The 21,395-nt window shown below is 39.9% G+C and carries 17 protein-coding genes, 8 tRNA genes and 2 rRNA genes; 20 read left to right on the top strand and 7 right to left on the bottom strand.

Annotated features, from left to right (window positions below; translation table 11 throughout):
* The first annotated feature begins 60 nt into the window (after positions 1-60).
* From BN1068_RS23890 to BN1068_RS22510, 4 genes are all read left to right on the top strand, one after another.
* Positions 61-3,099, top strand: a 23S ribosomal RNA gene (locus tag BN1068_RS23890).
* A 60-nt stretch (positions 3,100-3,159) separates the two neighbouring features.
* Positions 3,160-3,275: ribosomal RNA gene (gene rrf, locus BN1068_RS22520) — 5S ribosomal RNA — on the top strand.
* 29 nt (positions 3,276-3,304) lie between these two features.
* Positions 3,305-3,379 (top strand) — tRNA-Asn (locus BN1068_RS22515).
* A gap of 3 nt (positions 3,380-3,382) precedes the next feature.
* Positions 3,383-3,455: transfer RNA gene (locus BN1068_RS22510), tRNA-Thr, on the top strand.
* 194 nt (positions 3,456-3,649) lie between these two features.
* Here BN1068_RS22510 and BN1068_RS22505 read toward each other — a convergent pair.
* Positions 3,650-4,045, bottom strand: a complete 396-nt coding sequence (locus BN1068_RS22505) for a VOC family protein (protein ID WP_077605024.1) — start codon at positions 4,043-4,045, stop codon at positions 3,650-3,652.
* Between the two features lie 198 nt (positions 4,046-4,243).
* Between BN1068_RS22505 and BN1068_RS22500 the strand changes: the two genes are divergently transcribed.
* The 9 genes from BN1068_RS22500 (at position 4,244) to BN1068_RS22465 (ending at position 13,037) form a co-directional block, all read left to right on the top strand.
* Complete coding sequence (locus tag BN1068_RS22500; protein ID WP_077605023.1) at positions 4,244-4,480, top strand: HPr family phosphocarrier protein; 237 nt, start codon at positions 4,244-4,246, stop codon at positions 4,478-4,480.
* A gap of 601 nt (positions 4,481-5,081) precedes the next feature.
* Positions 5,082-5,894, top strand: coding sequence for a sugar phosphate isomerase/epimerase family protein (locus BN1068_RS22495; RefSeq protein ID WP_077605022.1), 813 nt, complete (start codon positions 5,082-5,084; stop codon positions 5,892-5,894).
* Between the two features lie 112 nt (positions 5,895-6,006).
* Entirely contained in the window at positions 6,007-6,978 is a 972-nt protein-coding gene (locus BN1068_RS22490; RefSeq protein ID WP_175637230.1) for a Bug family tripartite tricarboxylate transporter substrate binding protein, read from the top strand.
* A 56-nt stretch (positions 6,979-7,034) separates the two neighbouring features.
* Positions 7,035-7,553, top strand: coding sequence for a tripartite tricarboxylate transporter TctB family protein (locus BN1068_RS22485; RefSeq protein ID WP_175637229.1), 519 nt, complete (start codon positions 7,035-7,037; stop codon positions 7,551-7,553).
* A gap of 21 nt (positions 7,554-7,574) precedes the next feature.
* The gene (locus tag BN1068_RS22480) at positions 7,575-9,074 is read left to right on the top strand and encodes a tripartite tricarboxylate transporter permease (protein WP_077605019.1); all 1,500 of its coding nucleotides are present in this window, start codon (positions 7,575-7,577) and stop codon (positions 9,072-9,074) included.
* 186 nt (positions 9,075-9,260) lie between these two features.
* The gene (locus tag BN1068_RS22475; protein WP_077605018.1) at positions 9,261-10,259 is read left to right on the top strand and encodes a PdxA family dehydrogenase; all 999 of its coding nucleotides are present in this window, start codon (positions 9,261-9,263) and stop codon (positions 10,257-10,259) included.
* A gap of 92 nt (positions 10,260-10,351) precedes the next feature.
* Positions 10,352-11,341 carry a dihydroxyacetone kinase subunit DhaK gene (locus tag BN1068_RS23885; protein WP_217697344.1) on the top strand — a complete coding sequence of 330 codons (990 nt, stop codon included), beginning with the start codon at positions 10,352-10,354 and terminating at the stop codon, positions 11,339-11,341.
* A gap of 20 nt (positions 11,342-11,361) precedes the next feature.
* Positions 11,362-12,021: a dihydroxyacetone kinase subunit DhaL gene (gene dhaL / locus BN1068_RS23880; protein WP_254846859.1), complete on the top strand. Its 660-nt coding sequence runs from the start codon at positions 11,362-11,364 to the stop codon at positions 12,019-12,021.
* Positions 12,022-12,257: 236 nt separating this feature from the next.
* A complete protein-coding gene (locus BN1068_RS22465; RefSeq protein WP_077605017.1) occupies positions 12,258-13,037 on the top strand; it encodes a DeoR/GlpR family DNA-binding transcription regulator in 780 nt (259 codons plus the stop codon).
* Positions 13,038-13,114: 77 nt separating this feature from the next.
* On the opposite strand, the gene rpiB is transcribed toward BN1068_RS22465, so the two are convergent.
* From rpiB to BN1068_RS22450, 3 genes are all read right to left on the bottom strand, one after another.
* Positions 13,115-13,597: a ribose 5-phosphate isomerase B gene (gene rpiB / locus BN1068_RS22460; protein WP_077605016.1), complete on the bottom strand. Its 483-nt coding sequence runs from the start codon at positions 13,595-13,597 to the stop codon at positions 13,115-13,117.
* A gap of 264 nt (positions 13,598-13,861) precedes the next feature.
* The gene (gene tpiA / locus BN1068_RS22455) at positions 13,862-14,635 is read right to left on the bottom strand and encodes a triose-phosphate isomerase (protein ID WP_077605015.1); all 774 of its coding nucleotides are present in this window, start codon (positions 14,633-14,635) and stop codon (positions 13,862-13,864) included.
* A gap of 252 nt (positions 14,636-14,887) precedes the next feature.
* Positions 14,888-15,253, bottom strand: coding sequence for a helix-turn-helix domain-containing protein (locus tag BN1068_RS22450; protein ID WP_077605014.1), 366 nt, complete (start codon positions 15,251-15,253; stop codon positions 14,888-14,890).
* A gap of 274 nt (positions 15,254-15,527) precedes the next feature.
* On the opposite strand from BN1068_RS22450, the gene BN1068_RS22445 reads away from it, so the two are divergent.
* A complete protein-coding gene (locus BN1068_RS22445) occupies positions 15,528-16,118 on the top strand; it encodes a class D sortase (RefSeq protein ID WP_077605013.1) in 591 nt (196 codons plus the stop codon).
* 49 nt (positions 16,119-16,167) lie between these two features.
* Here the strand turns inward: BN1068_RS22445 and BN1068_RS22440 are convergent, their stop codons facing one another.
* From BN1068_RS22440 to fabI, 3 genes are all read right to left on the bottom strand, one after another.
* The gene (locus BN1068_RS22440) at positions 16,168-17,409 is read right to left on the bottom strand and encodes a metal ABC transporter solute-binding protein, Zn/Mn family (RefSeq protein ID WP_077605012.1); all 1,242 of its coding nucleotides are present in this window, start codon (positions 17,407-17,409) and stop codon (positions 16,168-16,170) included.
* A 355-nt stretch (positions 17,410-17,764) separates the two neighbouring features.
* Positions 17,765-19,192 carry an aldehyde dehydrogenase family protein gene (locus BN1068_RS22435; protein WP_077605011.1) on the bottom strand — a complete coding sequence of 476 codons (1,428 nt, stop codon included), beginning with the start codon at positions 19,190-19,192 and terminating at the stop codon, positions 17,765-17,767.
* 143 nt (positions 19,193-19,335) lie between these two features.
* Positions 19,336-20,112 carry an enoyl-ACP reductase FabI gene (gene fabI / locus BN1068_RS22430; RefSeq protein WP_077605010.1) on the bottom strand — a complete coding sequence of 259 codons (777 nt, stop codon included), beginning with the start codon at positions 20,110-20,112 and terminating at the stop codon, positions 19,336-19,338.
* Between the two features lie 537 nt (positions 20,113-20,649).
* On the opposite strand from fabI, the gene BN1068_RS22425 reads away from it, so the two are divergent.
* The 6 genes from BN1068_RS22425 to BN1068_RS22400 all read left to right on the top strand — a co-directional run bounded on the left by BN1068_RS22425 (position 20,650) and on the right by BN1068_RS22400 (position 21,360).
* Positions 20,650-20,724, top strand: a tRNA-Glu gene (locus BN1068_RS22425).
* 3 nt (positions 20,725-20,727) lie between these two features.
* Positions 20,728-20,803: transfer RNA gene (locus tag BN1068_RS22420), tRNA-Val, on the top strand.
* Between the two features lie 3 nt (positions 20,804-20,806).
* Positions 20,807-20,882 (top strand) — tRNA-Thr (locus BN1068_RS22415).
* 41 nt (positions 20,883-20,923) lie between these two features.
* Positions 20,924-21,008 (top strand) — tRNA-Tyr (locus BN1068_RS22410).
* Positions 21,009-21,018: 10 nt separating this feature from the next.
* Positions 21,019-21,090 (top strand) — tRNA-Gln (locus BN1068_RS22405).
* Between the two features lie 197 nt (positions 21,091-21,287).
* Positions 21,288-21,360, top strand: a tRNA-Lys gene (locus BN1068_RS22400).
* Positions 21,361-21,395: the final 35 nt, after the last annotated feature.

The raw sequence follows: 21,395 nt of genomic DNA, 5'->3' as shown, positions 1-21,395 counted from the left end.
AGCTATTGATATAGCAACACAACTGATTACATTGTAATCAGCAAACTTATTCATCAACTTAGTTAAGTGAATAAGGGCGCACGGTGGATGCCTTGGCACTAGGAGCCGATGAAGGACGGGACTAACACCGATATGCCTCGGGGAGTTGTAAGTAAACTTTGATCCGGGGATTTCCGAATGGGGGAACCCACTGTTCGTAATGGAACAGGACATCTATCTGAATACATAGGGTAGATGAGGCAGACCCGGGGAACTGAAACATCTCAGTACCTGGAGGAAGAGAAAGAAAAATCGATTTCCTGAGTAGCGGCGAGCGAAACGGAAAGAGCCCAAACCAGGAAGCTTGCTTCCTGGGGTTGTAGGACACTCCATTGGAGTTACAAAGAAATTCTTTAAATGAATCGACTTGGAAAGGTCAGCCAAAGAAGGTAACAGCCCTGTAGTTGAAAAGGAATTTCCTCCGGAGTGTATCCTGAGTACGGCGGAACACGTGGAATTCCGTCGGAATCCGGGAGGACCATCTCCCAAGGCTAAATACTACCTAGTGACCGATAGTGAACCAGTACCGTGAGGGAAAGGTGAAAAGCACCCCGGGAGGGGAGTGAAATAGAACCTGAAACCGTGTGCCTACAAGTAGTCGGAGCCCGTTAATGGGTGACGGCGTACCTTTTGTAGAATGGACCGGCGAGTTACGATCGTATGCAAGGTTAAGTGGAAGACACGGAGCCGTAGCGAAAGCGAGTCTGAATAGGGCGAAGGAGTATGCGGTCGTAGACCCGAAACTGTGTGATCTACCCATGTCCAGGGTGAAGGTCAGGTAACACTGACTGGAGGCCCGAACCCACGTATGTTGAAAAATGCGGGGATGAGGTGTGGGTAGCGGTGAAATTCCAATCGAACACAGAGATAGCTGGTTCTCTCCGAAATAGCTTTAGGGCTAGCCTCAAGATAGTGAGTACTGGAGGTAGAGCACTGATTGGACTAGGGGCCCCTACCGGGTTACCGAATTCAGTCAAACTCCGAATGCCAGTTACTTCAACTTGGGAGTCAGACTATGGGTGATAAGGTTCATAGTCGAAAGGGAAACAGCCCAGACCGCCAGCTAAGGTCCCAAAATATACGTTAAGTGGAAAAGGATGTGGCGTTGCACAGACAACCAGGATGTTGGCTTAGAAGCAGCCATCATTGAAAGAGTGCGTAATAGCTCACTGGTCGAGTGACGCTGCGCCGAAAATGTACCGGGGCTAAACGTATTACCGAAGCTGCGGATTGTTCTTACGAACAATGGTAGGAGAGCGTTCAAAGTGCAGAGAAGTCAGACCGTGAGGACTGGTGGAGCGCTTTGAAGTGAGAATGCCGGTATGAGTAGCGAAAAAAGAGTGAGAATCTCTTTCACCGAATGCCTAAGGTTTCCTGAGGAAGGCTCGTCCTCTCAGGGTTAGTCGGGACCTAAGCCGAGGCCGACAGGCGTAGGCGATGGACAACAGGTTGATATTCCTGTACCACCTCATGATTGTTTGAACAATGGGGGGACGCAGGAGGATAAGGAGTGCGCACTGATGGATGTGCGTCCAAGCATGCGAGGAAGTCAGACAGGCAAATCCGTCTGATATATTTCTGAGCTGTGATGGGGAGGGAAATATAGTACCGAAGTTCCTGATTTCACACTGCCAAGAAAAGCCTCTAGTTAGATCATAGGTGCCCGTACCGCAAACCGACACAGGTAGGNATATTTCTGAGCTGTGACGGGGAGGGAAATAGAGTACCGAAGTTCCTGATTTCACACTGCCAAGAAAAGCCTCTAGTTAGATCATAGGTGCCCGTACCGCAAACCGACACAGGTAGGCGAGGAGAGAATCCTAAGGTGAGCGGGAGAACTCTCGTTAAGGAACTCGGCAAAATGACCCCGTAACTTCGGGAGAAGGGGTGCTCACTTGTGAGTGAGCCGCAGTGAATAGGCCCAAGCGACTGTTTAGCAAAAACACAGGTCTCTGCGAAGCCGAAAGGCGAAGTATAGGGGCTGACACCTGCCCGGTGCTGGAAGGTTAAGGGGAAGAGTTAGCTCTTCGGAGCGAAGCTTTGAACCGAAGCCCCAGTAAACGGCGGCCGTAACTATAACGGTCCTAAGGTAGCGAAATTCCTTGTCGGGTAAGTTCCGACCCGCACGAAAGGTGCAACGACTTGGGCACTGTCTCAACGAGAGACCCGGTGAAATTATACTATGCGTGAAGATGCGCATTACCCGCGACAGGACGGAAAGACCCCGTGGAGCTTTACTGTAGCCTGATATGGAATGTTTGTGCAGTTTGTACAGGATAGGTGGGAGCCTTTGAAGCGTGAGCGCCAGCTTACGTGGAGGCACCCGTGGGATACCACCCTAACTGTATGACCATTCTAACCCAGGACCGTAATCCGGTTCGGAGACAGTGTCAGGCGGGCAGTTTGACTGGGGCGGTCGCCTCCTAAAAGGTAACGGAGGCGCCCAAAGGTTCCCTCAGAATGGTTGGAAATCATTCGTAGAGTGTAAAGGCAGAAGGGAGCTTGACTGCGAGACCTACAAGTCGAGCAGGGACGAAAGTCGGGCTTAGTGATCCGGTGGTTCCGCATGGAAGGGCCATCGCTCAACGGATAAAAGCTACCCCGGGGATAACAGGCTTATCTCCCCCAAGAGTTCACATCGACGGGGAGGTTTGGCACCTCGATGTCGGCTCATCGCATCCTGGGGCTGTAGTCGGTCCCAAGGGTTGGGCTGTTCGCCCATTAAAGCGGTACGCGAGCTGGGTTCAGAACGTCGTGAGACAGTTCGGTCCCTATCCGTCGTGGGCGTTGGAAGTTTGAGAGGAGCTGTCCTTAGTACGAGAGGACCGGGATGGACACACCGCTGGTGTACCAGTTGTTCCGCCAGGAGCATAGCTGGGTAGCTACGTGTGGAAAGGATAAGTGCTGAAAGCATCTAAGCATGAAGCCCCCCTCAAGATGAAACTTCCCATCACTTCAAGTGAGTAAAATCCCTCAGAGACGATGAGGTTGATAGGTCCGAGGTGGAAGCGTGGCGACACGTGCAGCTGACGGATACTAATCGATTGAGGACTTATCTAAGTTTTTTGATGTCACGTTACTCTTATTTAGTTTTCAGGGTGCAAATCCTATATAAATAAGTCTGGTAGCGATAGCGAAGAGGTCACACCTGTTCCCATGCCGAACACAGAAGTTAAGTTCTTCAGCGCCAATGGTAGTTGGGGGCTTCCCCCTGCGAGAGTAGGACGCCGCCAGGCTTATTTTTTTATCTGAATTTAATTTGTATTCCACAGTAGCTCAGTGGTAGAGCAATCGGCTGTTAACCGATCGGTCGTAGGTTCGAATCCTACCTGTGGAGCCATTTGCTTCCATAGCTCAGCCGGTAGAGCACTTCCATGGTAAGGAAGGGGTCAGCGGTTCAAGTCCGCTTGGAAGCTTTTATATTATAGAAATGCTGTATCCAGTATATACTGGATACAGCGTTTTTCTTAATAGAAAATATTATTAATACAAAAAAAGCAAACCCCTTTTATATCAGGAATAGCTTTTTTATTTAGAGTTCTATTTTCGTACGTCAGATAAATAAACATCTTTATAAGATTTCATTAAAATTTCTTCAATTAAAAACTTGTTAAGGTGCAACCAATTCTACTTTCACTCTATCCGGATCCTCAAAATAAACAGCATAATGATCCTTCCCGCCTGCAAATGGGTGGCGGTCAGAGTAAAGAATTGTTATTCCTTTTTGCTGAAGCTTTTTCGTTATTTCATCTACAAATTCCCGCGAGCTTGCGTGAAAGGCTAAATGGTTTAGACCGACCCGGCATCGATGATACGGGATATCTAAAAACCTTTCTTCTGTCTGCACAAATACAAGATAAGTACCTTCCAGTTTCCAGCTCTGGCCGCCGTCCCATTTTTGAAAAGGTGTGTACCCTAGCTCTTTTAAGAACCAGCCCCAAAAGGCAGTGGATTTATTTAAATCAGTAACATACAGCTCAATATGATGAATTAGACCGTGAGCCAAAAAGACACCTCCCATAAAAGTAATAACTATCCCGGTTTTCCTAATTATTTTCTAATCAGGTAGATAAAATACCTTTGAAAAAAGTTTACAAAGTACAACATGAATGAGAAAATAATAAATATATATTTTGAAATAAAAGCGCTATAATTTATTATAGAAGAATTAGATGTTAAAGGAAAGTATTTGAGGAGGAGTTCGATGATTGAACGTTATGTTAAATTAGAAAAAATTAATGATGTGAAAGATTTTGTGGAAAGAGTATCTGCGTTTGAATACAAGGTTGAGATTATATCTGATACATATATATTAAGCGCAAAATCAATTATGGGGATATTTAGCTTAGATCTGACACAACCCCTAAAATTAAGAGTTTATGCAGATAGCTGTGATGATTTATTAGAAAGCATTTCTCCCTATCTTGTTGATAAAGAATAAAATAACAAGGGGTATTCAGTATGAAATAACACTGGCCCCTTGTTTTTTAATGCAGATAAGGAACAGATATGTTTATAAAACAACCAATCCCTCATAATTTCATCTTCGCTGATAGTTAAAAATTCTTGAAATAGAAATTCCTTTTAGTGATCCGGCATTCCACAGATGGCCTTTTCAAAGTGCTTAGATCCTAATTTAATCCCCTTTTTCGCTTATTTTCAGTTATTTTCATTTTGTGTAATGTGTAATAATTAAGAGCCCCTTACTAAGTTCCTTTTTAACAGTAGAATAAAGCATAATTGCAATAAGTTTAAGCTGTATTTTTATAAGAGCAAAATAGGACATCGCGCTTGTTATGAAGATTGTGGTCTTAAATATATTTAGTGCGCTGCTCTCGTTTATTAAATAAAGATATGAATGGAATAAAAGCTAATAACAATTGTAATCAATAATAAAAAAATAATGAAAATATATTTTGTAAGCATAAACAATAAAATTATTGACAAATCGAAAATAAATGATAATATTTATTTAAGGATTTTGAAACCGATTACAGATTTCGATAAAATTTTTATTCTGTGCATAAACAGGGGGTTGTAAATTGGGTATTAAATTTGGTTGTCATACATCAACTTGGGAACTGGATTATGATAAAGAGACTGACTATTTAGATGATGTAATGGATACAGTACATAGTGCTGACTTTGAAGGAGTAGACGTACAAGTAGCGATGCTTGGGAGATACCGGGAGGCTCCGGAAAATCTGAAACAAGCGTTAGATGAAAGAGGCATTTATTTAGCATCATTAACAGTACCTTTCACTTGGGAAAATGATGAAGAAACGGAAGAAGAAAAGGAACGTGCAGATTATTATATTAATTATCTAACTAATTTCCCTGGAGCAATTTTGAATCTTCCCTCGCGTGTCGGACCTAATAGAGATAATCTCTTAAAGCGGCAAAAGCAGATTATAGCTTGTGCAAATGCTGTAGGAAAAAGAGCGCATGAAAAAGGTGTACAAGCTTCTTTCCACCCGGCTTCACCTGAAACTTCTTATTTTAGAACAAAACAGGATTACGATGTTTTGTTTGAGCTGCTGGACAGAGCTTATATGAGTTATACCCCTGACGCAGGTCATATAAAAGCTGGGGGAATGCGTCCGGAAGAAATTATTAAAGATAATCTTTCTATTATCAAGCATGTGCACTTTAAGGATTGTTCTAATAGTCATGAGTGGAAGGAAATGGGTACAGGAGATATTGATTTCCCTTATATTGTACAAACACTAAAAGATAGTGGCTACCGCGGATGGATAATGATTGAAGAGGAGACGGAAGAAGCTGCCATCAATCCCCGTCAAGTAATTTTAAATGTTGGAAAATATATTAAACGGAACTTGAAACCGATTACATAAGTGGTTAAATGAGAAGCTAATTTCTTATTTTGTATAGATATTAATGCAGTCTGTTATATGTTAGTTGATTTTTTATTGAAGAATAACACTTATGACTAGGGAGAGGATTATTATGAAATTTAAAATAGGTCTTGTTTTAATGGCAATAATGATGTTGTTAGCTGCATGCGGAGGAAATGGGAAAGAAGGAAGTGCAGCAGACGGATATCCGGAAAGAAATATCGAAGTATTAGTTGGGCATGGCGCAGGAGGAGGAACAGACTTATTCACACGTGCTGTTACTACAGAATTAGAGGATATTTTTGGAGTGAACATTAATGTTGTTAATCAAGAAGGAGGAGCAGGAGTTGTAGCAGCGCAAAATGCTTATAACCAACCGTCAGATGGTTATACTTTAGTCGGAGATGCTGCTTTCCCGCTTACGGTAGCCTCAGGTACAAACCAGCATGGGTTAGATGACTTTACGCCGATTGCTCGTTTCCAAAGTGATACGTATGCCCTTTGGGTAGACCCAAACAAGTATAGCAGTATTGAAGAATTTGTTCAGGCTGCAAAGGAAAAACCTGGTGAAATCACAGTAGGCGGAACAGGCTCTATGGGTATGGATGAGTTTACCGTGTTTCTTTTAGGACAAGAAGCCGGACTGGATTTAAGTTTTATAGCGATGGAAGGATCAGGTGACATGCACGCAGGTCTTATTGGCGGACATTTAGATGCAATGGTGGATGAATTTGGCCCAACGAAATCTCTTTATGATGATGGGTCAATTGAGCCTCTGGTTGTATTTGCAGAAGAAAGATTAGAAGAATTTCCAGATTTGCCTACAACTGTTGAGAACGGTTGGGACTTAACAGATGGGAACGAACGTGGATTTTATATAAAAAGCGATACGGATCCCGAAATTATAAGCGCATTAGAGAAAGCTATGAAAGAAGTTTATGATTCCGAGGATTACAAAGCGTATGAAGAAGAAAATTACTTGCATTTGCGTGAAGGCTGGATGAATTCTGAAGATTTTACACAACGGACTGAGGAATTAATAGAAAAATATACAGAGGTAGCTGAGCAATTACAAGGAAATTAGTAAGAAAGGAGGTTCGCCTCCTTTCTTAATTATTACAATATGAAGGTGGGATGAAAATGAACCAAGCAAAAAAAGACTATATTTTCTACAGTATTGTCATTATCTTTGCTGTTTTTTTTCTTACTTCAACTCCTCAAATCCAAAGTACAAATCAATCTTTTATTATTGGACCGACAACATGGCCGTATATACTTTTAATTTTAATGGTATTTTTAGGGCTATACGGAATTGTTAGTACATTAATTAAAGCAAAGATAATGAAATCCGAAGAGATAACAGCTGTACAAGGAGAGACAGAACCGGTAAGGAAAATATTCAAATTATCCATACCTATTGTTTCTTTGTTGGTTGTAATAATTTATGTGCTATTACTAAATATAATTGGTTTTATTTTCTCTACTATATTGTTCTTATATGGTATTACGCTTTTACTTGGTACCAAAAAACAATGGACGGCAATTCTTTTTTCAATTATAACAATGGCCATTTTTGTGATTCTTTTTTCTGTTTTATTACAAATTCCATTACCAAGAGGTGTTGGTGTGTTTAGAGCATTCAGCTTGTTCTTTTACTAGGTGTTAAAGGGGGGAAACGCAATGTTGGATTATTTAATAGCGGGATTATTAAATGTAGTTACTGACCCTATAAATCTCTTGATGCTAATTGCTGCAATATTTATTGGATATTTGGGTGGAGCTATACCCGGGGTTAGTGGAACGATGCTGGTTGTAATAATGGTGCCAGTTACTTATTCGTTCGAACCAGACTCGGCTTTTATTTTACTTACAGGAATATATGCAATAACAGCATTTTCAGGAGCTATTAGTGCTATTTTACTTAGAACACCAGGTACTCCGGAAGCAGTAGTAACTACGTTTGACGGGTATCCTATGGCGCAGAAAGGACAACCCGGGAGAGCCTTAGGAATTGCTATTTTTTGCTCTGTTGTAGGGGGAGTTATCGGCACCTTATGCTTAATGCTGATTTCACCAGCGTTGGCTAATGTAGCTCTTTCCTTTTCAGCACCAGAGTATTTTGCTTTAGCTGTAATGGGCTTGACTGTAGTAGCATCACTTAGTGGGAAAGCTTTAACAAAAGGATTGATAGGAGTACTATTCGGATTAATGATCAGTACAATAGGTATGGATCCATTGACAGGCACATTGCGTTATACATTTGGTTCTTCGTCTTTACTATCAGGAATTGATCTGATTCCAGTAATTATCGGACTTTTTGCCTTATCGGAATTCCTGAAGAAAACTACTGAAAGCCATGCTGTGCAGCAGGTGATATCAAATGTTAAAACGAAGATATTTGAAATGGAAGTATTTAATAAAATAAAAGGTACTATGGCGAGATCTTCTATTATTGGAATAATTATTGGAATTCTGCCGGGGATCGGTGCGACAACTGCTTCAATGCTCAGTTACAGTGAAACGGTGAGATGGTCCAAAGAGAAAGAAAAAGATTCTTATGGAAAAGGGAATCCAAAAGGGATTGCAGCTGCAGAAACAGCAAATAACGCAGCGGCTATGGGGACCCTCGTTCCGTTATTGTCATTAGGTATTCCAGGTGGTGCAACTGCAGCAGTTTTATTAGGCGCTTTCGTTCTTCATGGAATGCAGCCCGGACCGACTCTATTCAGTACAGAACCAGAACTGATGTATACCATATTTGCAGCATTGCTGATTGCAAATTTAGTGATGCTGATTGTATCAAAGCCGTTTATAAAAATATTTCAAAAAATAGTTAATGTACCTTACTCTATTTTAGGCCCGCTTATCGTTGTGTTTTGTGTTATTGGAACTTATACGGTTCGAAATAGCTATTTTGATATTTTGGTTATGGTTCTGTTCGGTATTATTGGTTTTGCTCTTGAGAAATACCGTTTCCCTATGGCGACAATTATTCTGGGAGTTGTGTTAGGTCCATTAACAGAAAGTCAATTTAGAAGAGCTGTTGAAATGTCGAGTGGAGACTTTTCTATTTTCTTCACAAGACCAATCAGCTTAACACTATTAATTATTTCAGTGCTCATGCTGTTCTTCCCATTAATTAGCGGGTTGATAAAAAAGAAAAAAGAGCAAGAGAGCTGATTGTATAGACTAGGAAAATTTTAAATATGATGTTTAATTTATCTTTATTATTGAGTTTCTTAAGATTCAGCGAAGTATATTATGAGATTTTTAATTCACATTCGTATATAGAATAATGCCAGATTAAGAAAAAGAGCCTTAGTTGGTTCTGGAAATGTAAAGGTTATTTACTGAGGAGGAGTATAAATGAGTAAACCAAGAGTTGGATTGTTATATGGAGATGCAGCAGGAGTAGGACCGGAAATTGTAGCAAAAGCAATGACAAAGGATGAAATTTTAGAACAAGCAACGTGGATTTTGATTGGTGATGAAAGGATTTTTCGGAGAGGTGCTGAAGTAGTAAATCGTGAAATGAAATATCAAAAAGTAGATTCAATAGATGAAATAGATCCTGGAAAGGGAAATTTATGGCTGATTCATTTAGAATCTACTGATCCAAAAGATGTTGAATATGGTACTTTATCTGCTGAATCAGGGAAAGCAGCAGGAGACAATTTAGTTTATGCTCTTAATCTGGCAAAAGAGGGAAAGTTAGATGGCTTATCTTACGGTTCGATGAATAAAAGTGCACTGTATCAAGGTGGATATGAATTTAAGGATGATATTCATTTAGTAGCCTCTGTATTTGAATTAGAGTCAGGTTTTAGTGAAGTAAATGTAATGAACGATGTATGGTTTACCAGGGTAACATCCCATGTTCCTTTAAAAGAGGTTGCAGAGAATATTACCAAAAAAAGTGTATTAGAAAGTATCAATTTTGCTAATGAAATTGTTTCAAAAGCTGGAATTAAGCCGAAGATAGCAATCGCTGGATTAAACCCTCATGCAGGAGATAACGGATTATTAGGTGATGAAGAGAATGATATCATCATCCCTGCGATTGAAGAAGCGAAAAAGAATGGCATTGATGCTTATGGGCCTTACCCGGCGGATACGATGTTTCTGAGGTTAGAAAAAGAATCATTTAACACGCTTCTTGCTATGTATCATGATCAGGCTCAAATAGGAATGAAAACATTAGGATTTAGTAAAGGTATTACAATTAGTGGAGGGTTGCCAATTGTAATTACAACTCCAGCTCATGGAACAGCATTTGATATTGCGGGTAAAGGCATTGCTGATTCAAATGCACTGGAAGAATCATTAAAGCTGTGCGTGAAATTAATTAACAATGGTTATAAGTGATAACCATTAATGGAATTTGTAAAACTTCTCTCTTTAGCAGAAGGGAGAAGTTTCTGTGAAATGATACATAAAAATACGAGGAGGACCTTCTCATGAAAAAAGTCATTAACAATCCAGGCGATGTAGTAGAAGAAATGTTAGAAGGAATTATGCGTGCTCATCAGAACAGCTTCCAAAAAATAGACGGAGTAAACGGAATCGTTAAGAAACAATTAAAAGATAAAGTAGCTGTTGTTACAGGTGGCGGAAGCGGACATGAACCTCTATTCTTTGGAGTGGTTGGAGATGGACTTGCTGATGGAGTAGCGATAGGAAATGTTTTTGCCGCTCCAACACCAAACACCGTTCAAGAGGTTGCGAAAACAGTAGACTCTGGAAAAGGGGTTCTATTTATATACGGGAACTATGCAGGAGATGTCCTTAACTTTGATATGGCAGCAGAGTTGCTTGAATTTGAAGATATTCAGACAACAACGGTTAAAGTAACGGATGATGTTGCGTCTGCTCCGGTAGAAAGGCAAGAAGACCGCCGTGGAATTGCAGGAGATATTTTTGTTATTAAAGTAGCGGGAGCAGCAGCTGAGAAAGGCCTTTCTTTAGAAGAAGTGACAGCAGTAACACAAAAAGCAAATAATCACACTTACTCCATTGGAGTAGCATTATCACCAGGAACAATCCCTGATTCTGGAGAACCTACGTTTACATTGGCGGATGACGAAATAGAGCTGGGTATGGGGATTCATGGAGAGCCGGGAATGGAACGGACAAAACTGATGCCGGCTGATGAGCTTACCAAGCAATTGATGGAAAAACTATTAAATGAAAGTAAATTGACATCTGGTGAGGAAGTCAGTGTTTTAATTAATGGACTTGGTTCAACAACATTAATGGAATTATTTATTGTTAACCGTAAAGTAGCGCAAATTCTGGATGAAAAAGGAATTGGCATTCATGATATGGATGTAAATAATTATTGTACAACACAAGAAATGGGCGGATTTTCAATTTCTTTATTGAAATTAGATGATGAATTAAAAGCATATTATGATGCTCCGGCAAAAGCACCTTATTACAAGAAATAATGGAGTCAGGGGGTTTTACAATGACAACAACGGACGTAAATAAATTAGATGCTTCACAAACAAAACAGATGATTCTCTATGCAGGAGAAAAAATAAGGGAAAATAAACCGCTGCTAACAAAAGTGGATAGTGCTATTGGCGATGGTGATCATGGAATTGGCATGTCGGTAGGTTTTGAAAAAGTGGAAGAAAATCTAAAAGATAAAGAATTTACAACAATTAATGATATTTTTAAAACAACAGGTATGTCCATGGTTCAATCTATGGGCGGGGCTTCCGGTGTTATTTTTGGAACAATGTTTCTTGGTGGCGTGAAAAGCCTGGACGCCAAAAGCGAGCTGGATATATCTACGCTTGCGGAGATTTTTAGCGCATCTTTAGAAGCGATTAAACAACGGGGCAAAGCTGGCTTGGGAGATAAAACGATGATTGATGCTCTGGAACCGGCTGTTAATGGATTGAAAGAGAGTGCATCTGATTCTGCAACACTTTTAGAGGCTTTGAAAAAAGCGGAAGACAATGCTGCTGAAGGAGTAGAGAATTCTAAAAAATATATTGCAAAATTCGGAAGAGCAAAATCATTAGGAGAAAGAGCGATTGGTAATCAGGATGCCGGTGCTACAAGTGTATGGATTATCTTTAAATCTATGAGAGAATGGGTAGAGCAATTAAATAAGTAGATTAAGAGATAGAGGCGATTCTGATGAGTGCCTCTATCTTATTAATGAGAGCGGAAAACACATCGGTTTACATAATAAATCTTAAAGAAGCGGATTGTTTTGTATGATTCAAAGTGACTTATCAATCGCTTTCATTTATTATTTTATTTATTCGCCTTATGGTATAATAAACTATATATGACGATGGACCAATTAATGAATAGAAATCGATACTTTTTTTGCGAGGATGACAGATGATGAAAATGTTTGTTACGGAAAGAAGAAACAAGATAATGGAACTTCTGCATGATAAGCAGCGGCTGACTGTAAAAGAGTTGTCGGAGCAGATTGGTGTGTCTGAAGCAACCTTGCGTACGGATTTGAATAAAATGGAGAAGAATGGTCTTTTAACCCGTACTCACGGAGGGGCTATGTTAAATCAACAGAGCGAGTTTGATTATGATACCAGTTTTTCTGTGCGTGAAAAGAGAAATCGTAAAGAAAAGTCACTGATTGCTAAGGAAGCTTTTCAGCTCATTGAAGAAAAGCAATGTATATTGCTCGACGCCAGCTCGACAGCGCTTGAATTAGCACGTTATCTTAACGAGAAAATGATTCGGCTGACAGTAGTAACAAGCGGGATCCAAACAGCATTGGAATTGAAAGATAATCCGAACATTACTGTGATTTTAATTGGCGGTGTCGTGACAAAAGGATCTTCCACAATGGAAGGTACACTGGGCGTGGAGTTACTGGATAAACTTAATATTGATATTCTCTTCACCTCTGCCAATGGTTTTTCGGTAGAAAATGGTCTGACTGATTTTAATTTATATGAGGTTGAATTAAAAAAGCATATGGTTAACAAAGCGCAGAAAATTGTTGCTGTTATTGACCATTCTAAAATTGGGGTTACTTCCAGTGCACCGTTTGCGAGCACCAATCAGATAGACGTACTTATTACGAATGATTCCATTGATCCGGATACAGAGCAGGTTCTTGTAAATCATAATATTCATATGATTTCTGCTCTGTAAAATGTTTCTATAACCTTAAAGAAAAGCACTGTACAAAATCTTTCGTACAGTGCTTTCTTTGTGAATATATAAGAACTTTAGCAGGAGCTTTTTGCTGCGTCTTTGAAGTTTTGATCAAGAAATTGGCTTTCTCTGTCTGTGATTTGATCTACTTTGCGCTGAGATCCGCCGGCCCATTCTACATTTAGATAAGCCTTAACTACTTTTTTAGCAGGCTCCGGTCCAATAACTTGAGCTCCCAATGCAATGATTTGAGCATTATTACTTAATTGAGCACGTTCTGCAGAGTAAGTGTCATGAACGGTTGCTGCACGGATTCCTGGATATTTGTTAGCTGCAATTGCAACGCCGAGCCCAGTTCCGCAAACAAGTACCCCGCGATCTACTTTCTTCTCACTGATAGCTTCTGCTACACTAAAAGCGACTCCAGGATAATCAACAGCATCGCTGGAATGGGCTCCAAAATCCACTACTTCATGATCTGTTGATTCTTCAATAAATTTTTTTAATGTTTCTTTTAGTTCATAGCCGTTATGGTCTGCGCCAATACCGATTTTCATTCTGCAAACTCCTCTCGTATATTTATTTAATCTATTTTCATTATATACTTATAATTTTCCTTTATCAACTTTTATTTTTATTTATAATCAATTTGATAACAAATGAAAATTTATAATCATGCGAAAGGATAAGTATCTCTACCTCAATGGAGTATGGTTCTGCATAATCCGGGGATACTTTTATAAGTAGTTATTGATTAAATATACGAAAGGTTTTCATAGTTGTTACTAATGTTTTTTAGATTTATTTTGTTTCGTTTCTTTTTATTTTAGTTTTATTTGCTTTACAGTATCAAGAATTTGTTTGTAGTTTGCAGGATCATGACCGAACCGGCCGATGAAAACACCATCTACATCATTATGTGTAGTGATCTCAAAAACGTTATCTTTACTCACTGACCCGCCGTAGATGATACGGACAGCTTCTGCTGATTTTGCGTTATATGTTTCTTTAACAATTTCACGGATTAATTCATGTGTCTGATGCACGTATGCTGCATCGGCTGCTTCTGCTTTACCAATTGCCCAGACCGGCTCATAGGCTAAGATGATTTTTTCAATAAAGGAAGCGTCTATCTCACCAAAGGAAGCGTGGATTTGTTCTTTCAATACTTGTTTACGCTCTGATTTATTATTTAATTGCTCTCCTTCACCAATACATAAAACAGGAGTCAGCCCTTTTTCCAGAGTGAGCTTTGTTTTTAAATGAATCATATCCAGTGTTTCGTGAAAAATACTTTGTCTCTCTGCATGACCGATTTCGACATATGTCCCGCCCATGTCGATAATAGATTCAATAGAAACTTCACCGGTATAAGCTCCATTTTCATATGGTGAAATATTTTGGGCTCCAAAAGCAATTTCAGACCCTCTTAACGCCTGTGCGACAGGGTACACTACACCTAAAGATGGGAAGACAAATTTTTCTACCTCTTTTTCATTTTCGGTGACTTCTGTTAAGGCCTTTACTAATGCTGTTGCCTTATCGATTGTATTAACATATGTTTTATAACTGATCCCAACGACTGGTTTTCTCATAAGATTGTCCTCGCTTTCTGTGATTGAATACGGTTCTATTTGTGCTGGTATTATTGAATTTTCCTCCATTATATATGTGTTCATTATCTGTTTGAAAATGAACTGTGAATTTGCTGGAGGACAAGCAAATTAAGTTTTTTTAATAACATCACCCCTTTCAAGAATTTTAAAGAGCGGCTAACCGGGCAGCTTAGGTGCTTTTATGTTTATTGTGTCCTCGCCACTTGAGGTGAGCGGTTGAAAACAACATTCTCATTGCTTCCTTCTGCTTATTTTGAAGAGTGTATAATCATAAACATCCTGAATCTCTTCCGGAGTCAAGGTTGTTAAATCGCGGAACATAGCATCTGCATCCGGGAATTTTTTCTGAATGCATTTAACAGACTCATTTTCCTGAGATGAATTGCTGGAGGCCTGCCTTTCTGCTCTGCCTAATAAGTAGTCCGTTGTAACCTTTAAAATATCTGCAATCGCTGTTAATTCGCTCCCTTTAACAGGGCGGTCACCGGACTCGATTCTGTTCATAACACTTACATTAATATTGACGCGTTTAGCCAATTCTTTTTGAGTCCAATTCCTTTGAAGACGTAATTGTATAATTCGTTGACCGGTATGCATAGTGCACCTCTTGATTTCTATTTTAGAAATTAATTATAGCATATAAAGAATGAAATTTAATTATAATGAATTTTTGGATAGATAGGTAAAAATATAGTATAATCAACTTACCTTTAGATAAAAGAACTTACATACCGATTTTTTTAGAACGATAAATTACTTTTTCGAAAAATAATAAAAATCATAGTGCTTGTGGTACATAAGTTTTTGAAATACCTTCTGGAAAAGTTCCGTTCTATTTTATTTGGATTAATTTTTTAAGGGAGAGACTTCAATGAAACGAATAGGAATCCTCTTTATTATCATAGGTGTCGTCTGTTTAGGTGTTTTCGGATATCAAATTATAGGACACGAGCAATCGCAGAAACAATCTTTAATTCAGGCGGAGGAAAGAATAGAGCAGGGAATCAGCACACAGGATGAAGCGGATCAGGACATAGAAGAAACAATTGAACAATTTGATGCAGAGACGGACGAAGCATTCGCTACTTTAGAAATACCTAAACTGGGGAAAACACTGCCAATTGTTGAGGGAACTGACCCGGATTCGTTGGACAAAGGGGTCGGACATCTGTCCAACTCTGTTTTACCTGGACAAAATGAACAAATCCTTTTATCAGGGCATCGTGATACCGTATTTCGTGATTTTGGCGAGCTGGAAATAGGAGATACGTTTGTCGTACAGATGCCATATGGGGAGTATACGTATGAAATAAAAGAAACAGAAATAGTTCCTGAAGATGATACATCTGTTATCCGGGAAATGGGGGAAGAGGTGTTAGTGGTTACGACATGTTATCCATTTCATTTTATAGGCAGCGCGCCGGAACGTTTTGTTGCTTATGCTTACCCGGTTTCTGAATGAAAAAAGCTTTCTTCCAGAGGTATTGCACCTCTTTGGAAGAAAGCTTTTTTTAATCGTTTAGGACTGTTTCTAATGTCTCAATATTTTTTTGCATTAAGCTGAAGTAATCCTCGCCATTTTCTATATCTTCTTCGGTAATGGTCTCCATATTGCTGAGAATGGCACTTTCAGCACCAATTTCATCCTGGATAATTTCGCTTATTCTGCTGCTGATATTTCTTTCAAATACAACATATTTCAAATCATATTCATGGGCTTTATCAACAATTTCTACTAATGCAGCCTGGGAAGGCTCCTGTGATGAGGATAAGCCGTGGATACTGATTTGTTCTAATCCATATCGATCCTCCCAATAGCCGTAGGCGGCATGCGAAACAATCATTTGCGGATGGTCTGCGTCGCCGATGGTTTGTGCTAATTCCTTATCCACTTGTTCTAACTGTCCTTTTAATTCCTCAAAATTCTCCGTGAAATAATCTTCATGCTCCGGCATTTTTTCAACAAGAAGGTCTTTAATATTTTCAGCTAATTGAATGCTTATTACTGGATCAAGAAAAACATGCGGATCGCCAATACCGCTCTCGCCATCATGGTTATCAATGAGTAAGTCAACGACACCAGATTCAGTAATAACTTCTCCATCAGCATCTGTAAGCTCCAGCTTCACTTCTAAGGTATCATTAATCTGCGTTTCGAATGAAGGACCGTCTGCGTCTTCAGCCAGCTCCCAGTCCTCTGAACCCTCTGTCCGGAAATACCAGTTCCATTCTGCGACGTCTTCATCAATCGTTGTTTCTGCTTCTAATGAAGCTGTATCTCCGCTGTGATAATGGTCATTTATACCGTTAATAATAATATCCCCATTATCTTCTGCTTCTTCCTCGTGATGATGTTCTTCGCCTTCGTGGTCATGATCGTGTTCTGCTTCTCCGCGAAGATGGATATCCTCACCAATTGCTGCGACTTCTACCTTTTCACCTTCCAGAATATCCTCTGCTTTTGACGCGAAAGGCTCCATGCCGACACCGGAATAAATGAATAGATCCTTCTTAGCTAAATCTACCATCTCACGTGAGCTTGGTTCGTATGTGTGCGCGTCTGCATTTGGAGGATAGATGCTTTCTACATCAACATATTCTCCGCCAACTTTTGAAATAAAATCTTCTAAAGCAAAGATAGTTGTAGCGATCTCCAGCGTTTCTTTATTTTCTTCCTGACTATTGTCAGCCGATTGACAGCCGGCAAGGAAAAGTAGCAGAAAGCTGGCAAAAATAATTGTCCGTTTTATCATGAAATGTACCTCCGTTGTTAAGTAATATGATAACCAATTTAGTCCATTAAAAAATAAAAAAGCAATGCTGCATAGAATTGCTTCATTTTAAGGTGCTATATTATTGTAGTTTACCCCTTAAAAGTAGATTAAATTAAATTATGAATGAAATTCGTAATCGTTACGATTTAAAATTTACAGGTTTTTAGAATGGATGTCAAGCTATTTTTTATACTTTTTACATTAAAATTTTACTGCGCTGGCATGATTTATTTGGAGCTGTGGTGATGCAATATCGAAGAGGTGTGCTGAAATTCAATGTATTTGGACACAAAAAAATCAGCAGCATAAGAGCTGCTGAAAATAAAATTAGTGTTTAAGAGGGTAAGCCTGTAATAGTTTTTACTTCCAGGAATTCTTCTATACCGTAATCTCCCCACTCGCGTCCAATTCCGGATTGCTTGTACCCGCCGAATGGAGCGGTGAAGTCAGATTGACCATCATTGACAGTGATTCTGCCTGAGCGGAGACTTCTTGCGACATGAGTCAGGGTGTCCGGGTTATTGCCGATAACATAGCCTGCTAATCCATAAATAGTGCCATTGGCAATATCAATTGCCTCATCTAAATCCTTATAGGTGATAACGGAGAGAACAGGTCCAAAAATTTCTTCCTGAGCAATCTTGTCTTCAGGTTTCACATCAGTAAATACAGTCAGCCTGGAATAATAGCCTGTCTCCAAGCCTTCAGGTTTACCAGTTCCGCCGGCAACGAGCGTCGCATCACTGTCTATTCCTGTTTGGATATAATTCTGTACCGTGTTCCATTGCTTTTCGGATACCTGAGGGCCGGTAAAGGTGGATTCATCCTTTGGATCACCTACAGGAAATTCAGAAAGTTGACGTTTGATTGCTTCGATAAAGTTATCATGAATAGATTCAGGGACAATTGCACGTGTTCCTGCTGTGCAAACCTGACCTGTATTGCCGGCAATATTGGAAATCGCCTTTTTAGCAGCGTAATCAATGTCGGTATCATCTAATACAACGATTGGAGATTTACCGCCTAGCTCCAGAGCTACTTTTTTAATATCTGGTGCTGCATTTTCCATAATTTTAGTTCCAACTTTACCAGATCCGGTGAAAGATACGAAATCAATATCCGGGTGAGAGCTGATACCATTACCAATTGTATCGCCTGTTCCGGTTACAAGGTTGAATACTCCTTCAGGAACGCCGGCAGCTTCCATCGCTTCGGTAAGCAGCATTGCCGCAAATGGCGTTTCTTCAGACGGTTTTAATACCACTGTGCTGCCAGCTGCAAACGCGGAAGCTAACTTCGTAGAAACCTGGTTTGTAGGGAAATTCCATGGTGTGATTAAACCGGCAACGCCAATAGCATCTTTTTGGACCAAAGAGTTTTCCCGTTTTTCGGTAAACTCAAAATCGCGTACTAGCTTTGCTGCTGTGCGGAAATGGTTTAATCCCATTTGATATTGCACATTTGTGGTAAAAGTTACTGGAGAGCCAAGCTCTGCTATGATTATTTCAATAAACTTGTTTTTCCGTTTCTCATATTCATCTGCAATGCGGTCTAACAATGCAGCGCGTTCTTCTTTGGTTGTTTGTGAAAAAGCCGGGAATGCAGCTCGCGCAGCTTTTACTGCTTTATCGAGATCCTCTTTCGTCCCAGAGCTGATTTCACCAATTTTTTCTTCCGTTGCAGGGTTAATCACATCAATTTTCTCGTTTCCAGTGGAATCAACCCACTGACCGTTAATATAATGCTGTATATAGTTATACATTTTATTACACCCCTTTATATATTTTCCATTAATACTGATTCCCGCTATAAATAGTTATTAAACATAGAAGAAAACTTTGTTTTTCAGCCAAAAAAAACTGCCTTCTCTTTTTAAGAGAGGCAGTTTTGTATATTTTGTAGGAATCAGCCGCCGATAATGTTAAATCCGGCATCCACATGCAATACTTCCCCAGTGATTCCGCGAGAGAGTTCACTAAGGAAGAATAAAGTTGCATCTCCAACTTCATCCTGATCAATGTTACGGCGCAGTGGAGCTTTTTCTTCTACAACATGTGATTTTTCATTAAAATTAGCAACTCCCTTTGCAGAGAGTGTGCGGATTGGGCCTGCTGATACAGCGTTCACGCGAATTCCGCGTTTACCTACATCTTCAGCTAAATAGCGGACGCTTGCTTCCAAAGATGCTTTAGCAACACCCATAACGTTGTAGCCTGGAACAACCTGCTCCGCTCCAATATAAGTTTGTGTGACAATTGAGCCGCCTTCAGTCATTAATTCCTGTGCAGCCTTTGTAACAGATACCAGCGAATAAGCGCTGATTTCTTGTGCCAATAAAAAGCCGTCGCGAGAAGTATTTACATATTCACCTTGCAGTTCTTCACGTTTGGCAAAAGCAACGGAGTGAACTAACCCGTGAATTACACCGACTTTTTCTTTTATTTCATTAAAAGCCTCCTGTACACTCTCATCTGATGCTACATTGCAGGAAACAACTGCTTTTGGTTCAATTTCATGCTTATCTAAAAGTTTGGCTAGTTTTTTATAGGATCTTTCTTGTCTATTCGTAAAAATAAGGTTGGCTCCAGCATTATGTAGAGATTTTGTGATACCCCAGGCGATACTTCTTTCATTAGCAACACCCATTACAACGATATTTTTACCTTCTAATAGTTTTGTCATTTTCATCCTCCATTCAACATTTAACTTAGCACCTATTATAACTGATTAGTACCAGGTGATAAAGTGATAATCTGTTTTTCCTTTTAGATAGAAGAGCATATGTAAATAAAAGTTCAGCCTGGGCAAGACTATTACGGGAATATATTTTACTTTCCCGGGAGGACTATCGGTGTATTTTTTAACTGGTTACATGTTTCATTTTATTTTTGTTGAAAAATTAAAGGGTATTATTTAGTAATTTAGCTTATAAAAAAATTTCATTCAGCAGGGAATCATGGTTATTAGTCATAAATAGAGAAATCACTCAAAAGTTGTTTATATTATAGAAGGAAATATTCAAAAGCATGGAATATGTGATGGAATTAAAGCCTCTAAAAACAGCATTGGAATAAGGGACAGGAGGTAATCGAGGAGCTTTTAAAAAATAAAATAAAGTTTTTTTCATTTTTCTCTTTACAAACGGTTGGTTACTCGATATAATAAAATTCGTCAGTTTGCGAGAGATACTTACATAAAGCTTCTCAGACAACGCATCATGGCCCGTTGGTCAAGCGGTTAAGACACCGCCCTTTCACGGCGGTAACACGGGTTCGAATCCCGTACGGGTCACCAAATGGAGGATTAGCTCAGCTGGGAGAGCACCTGCCTTACAAGCAGGGGGTCGCAGGTTCGAGCCCTGCATCCTCCACCATATGCCGGCCTAGCTCAACTGGTAGAGCAACTGACTTGTAATCAGTAGGTTGGGGGTTCAAGTCCTCTGGCCGGCACCATTTTTTGTGTATATATTTGATAGTATGGTTAACAATAATATGGAGGGGTAGCGAAGTGGCTAAACGCGGCGGACTGTAAATCCGCTCCCTCAGGGTTCGGCAGTTCGAATCTGCCCCCCTCCACCATGTTTTTTGTTGGGCCATAGCCAAGCGGTAAGGCATCGGGTTTTGATCCCGTGTACCCTAGGTTCGAATCCTAGTGGCCCAGCCTTTTTTTTATGTCTTTTTTAGGCGGATAGCTTAAATAACAGGAGCCATTAGCTCAGTCGGTAGAGCAACGAGCAAAGCTTCTGCCGAGTAGACTGCGAGTAACCCCGAAGGATTAACTTCGAAGCGTTTGCTGGCAGATGCAGGGGTCTGCTGGATAGAGAAGCACTAAATAAGATATAAAGCTGTTTAAAATGGGAGCCATTAGCTCAGTCGGTAGAGCATCTGACTTTTAATCAGAGGGTCGAAGGTTCGAATCCTTCATGGCTCATTACAAGAATGACAAGTATAAAACACTTTAGGAAA

This window comes from Oceanobacillus sojae (assembly GCF_900162665.1).
GTDB lineage: Bacteria > Bacillota > Bacilli > Bacillales > Amphibacillaceae > Oceanobacillus > Oceanobacillus sojae_A.
This window is presented reverse-complemented; position numbering and strand designations above follow the sequence as displayed.

Bases quoted from the DNA above. Each gene is read 5' to 3' on its own strand.
- BN1068_RS22500 (WP_077605023.1), top strand. From the start codon at position 4,244: ATGATTGAACGTTATGTTAAATTAGAAAAAATTAATGATGTGAAAGAT.
- BN1068_RS22490 (WP_175637230.1), top strand. From the start codon at position 6,007: ATGAAATTTAAAATAGGTCTTGTTTTAATGGCAATAATGATGTTGTTA.
- BN1068_RS22485 (WP_175637229.1), top strand. From the start codon at position 7,035: ATGAACCAAGCAAAAAAAGACTATATTTTCTACAGTATTGTCATTATC.
- BN1068_RS22480 (WP_077605019.1), top strand. From the start codon at position 7,575: ATGTTGGATTATTTAATAGCGGGATTATTAAATGTAGTTACTGACCCT.
- BN1068_RS22475 (WP_077605018.1), top strand. From the start codon at position 9,261: ATGAGTAAACCAAGAGTTGGATTGTTATATGGAGATGCAGCAGGAGTA.
- BN1068_RS23885 (WP_217697344.1), top strand. From the start codon at position 10,352: ATGAAAAAAGTCATTAACAATCCAGGCGATGTAGTAGAAGAAATGTTA.
- dhaL (WP_254846859.1), top strand. From the start codon at position 11,362: ATGACAACAACGGACGTAAATAAATTAGATGCTTCACAAACAAAACAG.
- BN1068_RS22465 (WP_077605017.1), top strand. From the start codon at position 12,258: ATGAAAATGTTTGTTACGGAAAGAAGAAACAAGATAATGGAACTTCTG.
- rpiB (WP_077605016.1), bottom strand. From the start codon at position 13,597: ATGAAAATCGGTATTGGCGCAGACCATAACGGCTATGAACTAAAAGAA.
- tpiA (WP_077605015.1), bottom strand. From the start codon at position 14,635: ATGAGAAAACCAGTCGTTGGGATCAGTTATAAAACATATGTTAATACA.
- BN1068_RS22450 (WP_077605014.1), bottom strand. From the start codon at position 15,253: ATGCATACCGGTCAACGAATTATACAATTACGTCTTCAAAGGAATTGG.
- BN1068_RS22445 (WP_077605013.1), top strand. From the start codon at position 15,528: ATGAAACGAATAGGAATCCTCTTTATTATCATAGGTGTCGTCTGTTTA.
- BN1068_RS22440 (WP_077605012.1), bottom strand. From the start codon at position 17,409: ATGATAAAACGGACAATTATTTTTGCCAGCTTTCTGCTACTTTTCCTT.
- BN1068_RS22435 (WP_077605011.1), bottom strand. From the start codon at position 19,192: ATGTATAACTATATACAGCATTATATTAACGGTCAGTGGGTTGATTCC.
- fabI (WP_077605010.1), bottom strand. From the start codon at position 20,112: ATGACAAAACTATTAGAAGGTAAAAATATCGTTGTAATGGGTGTTGCT.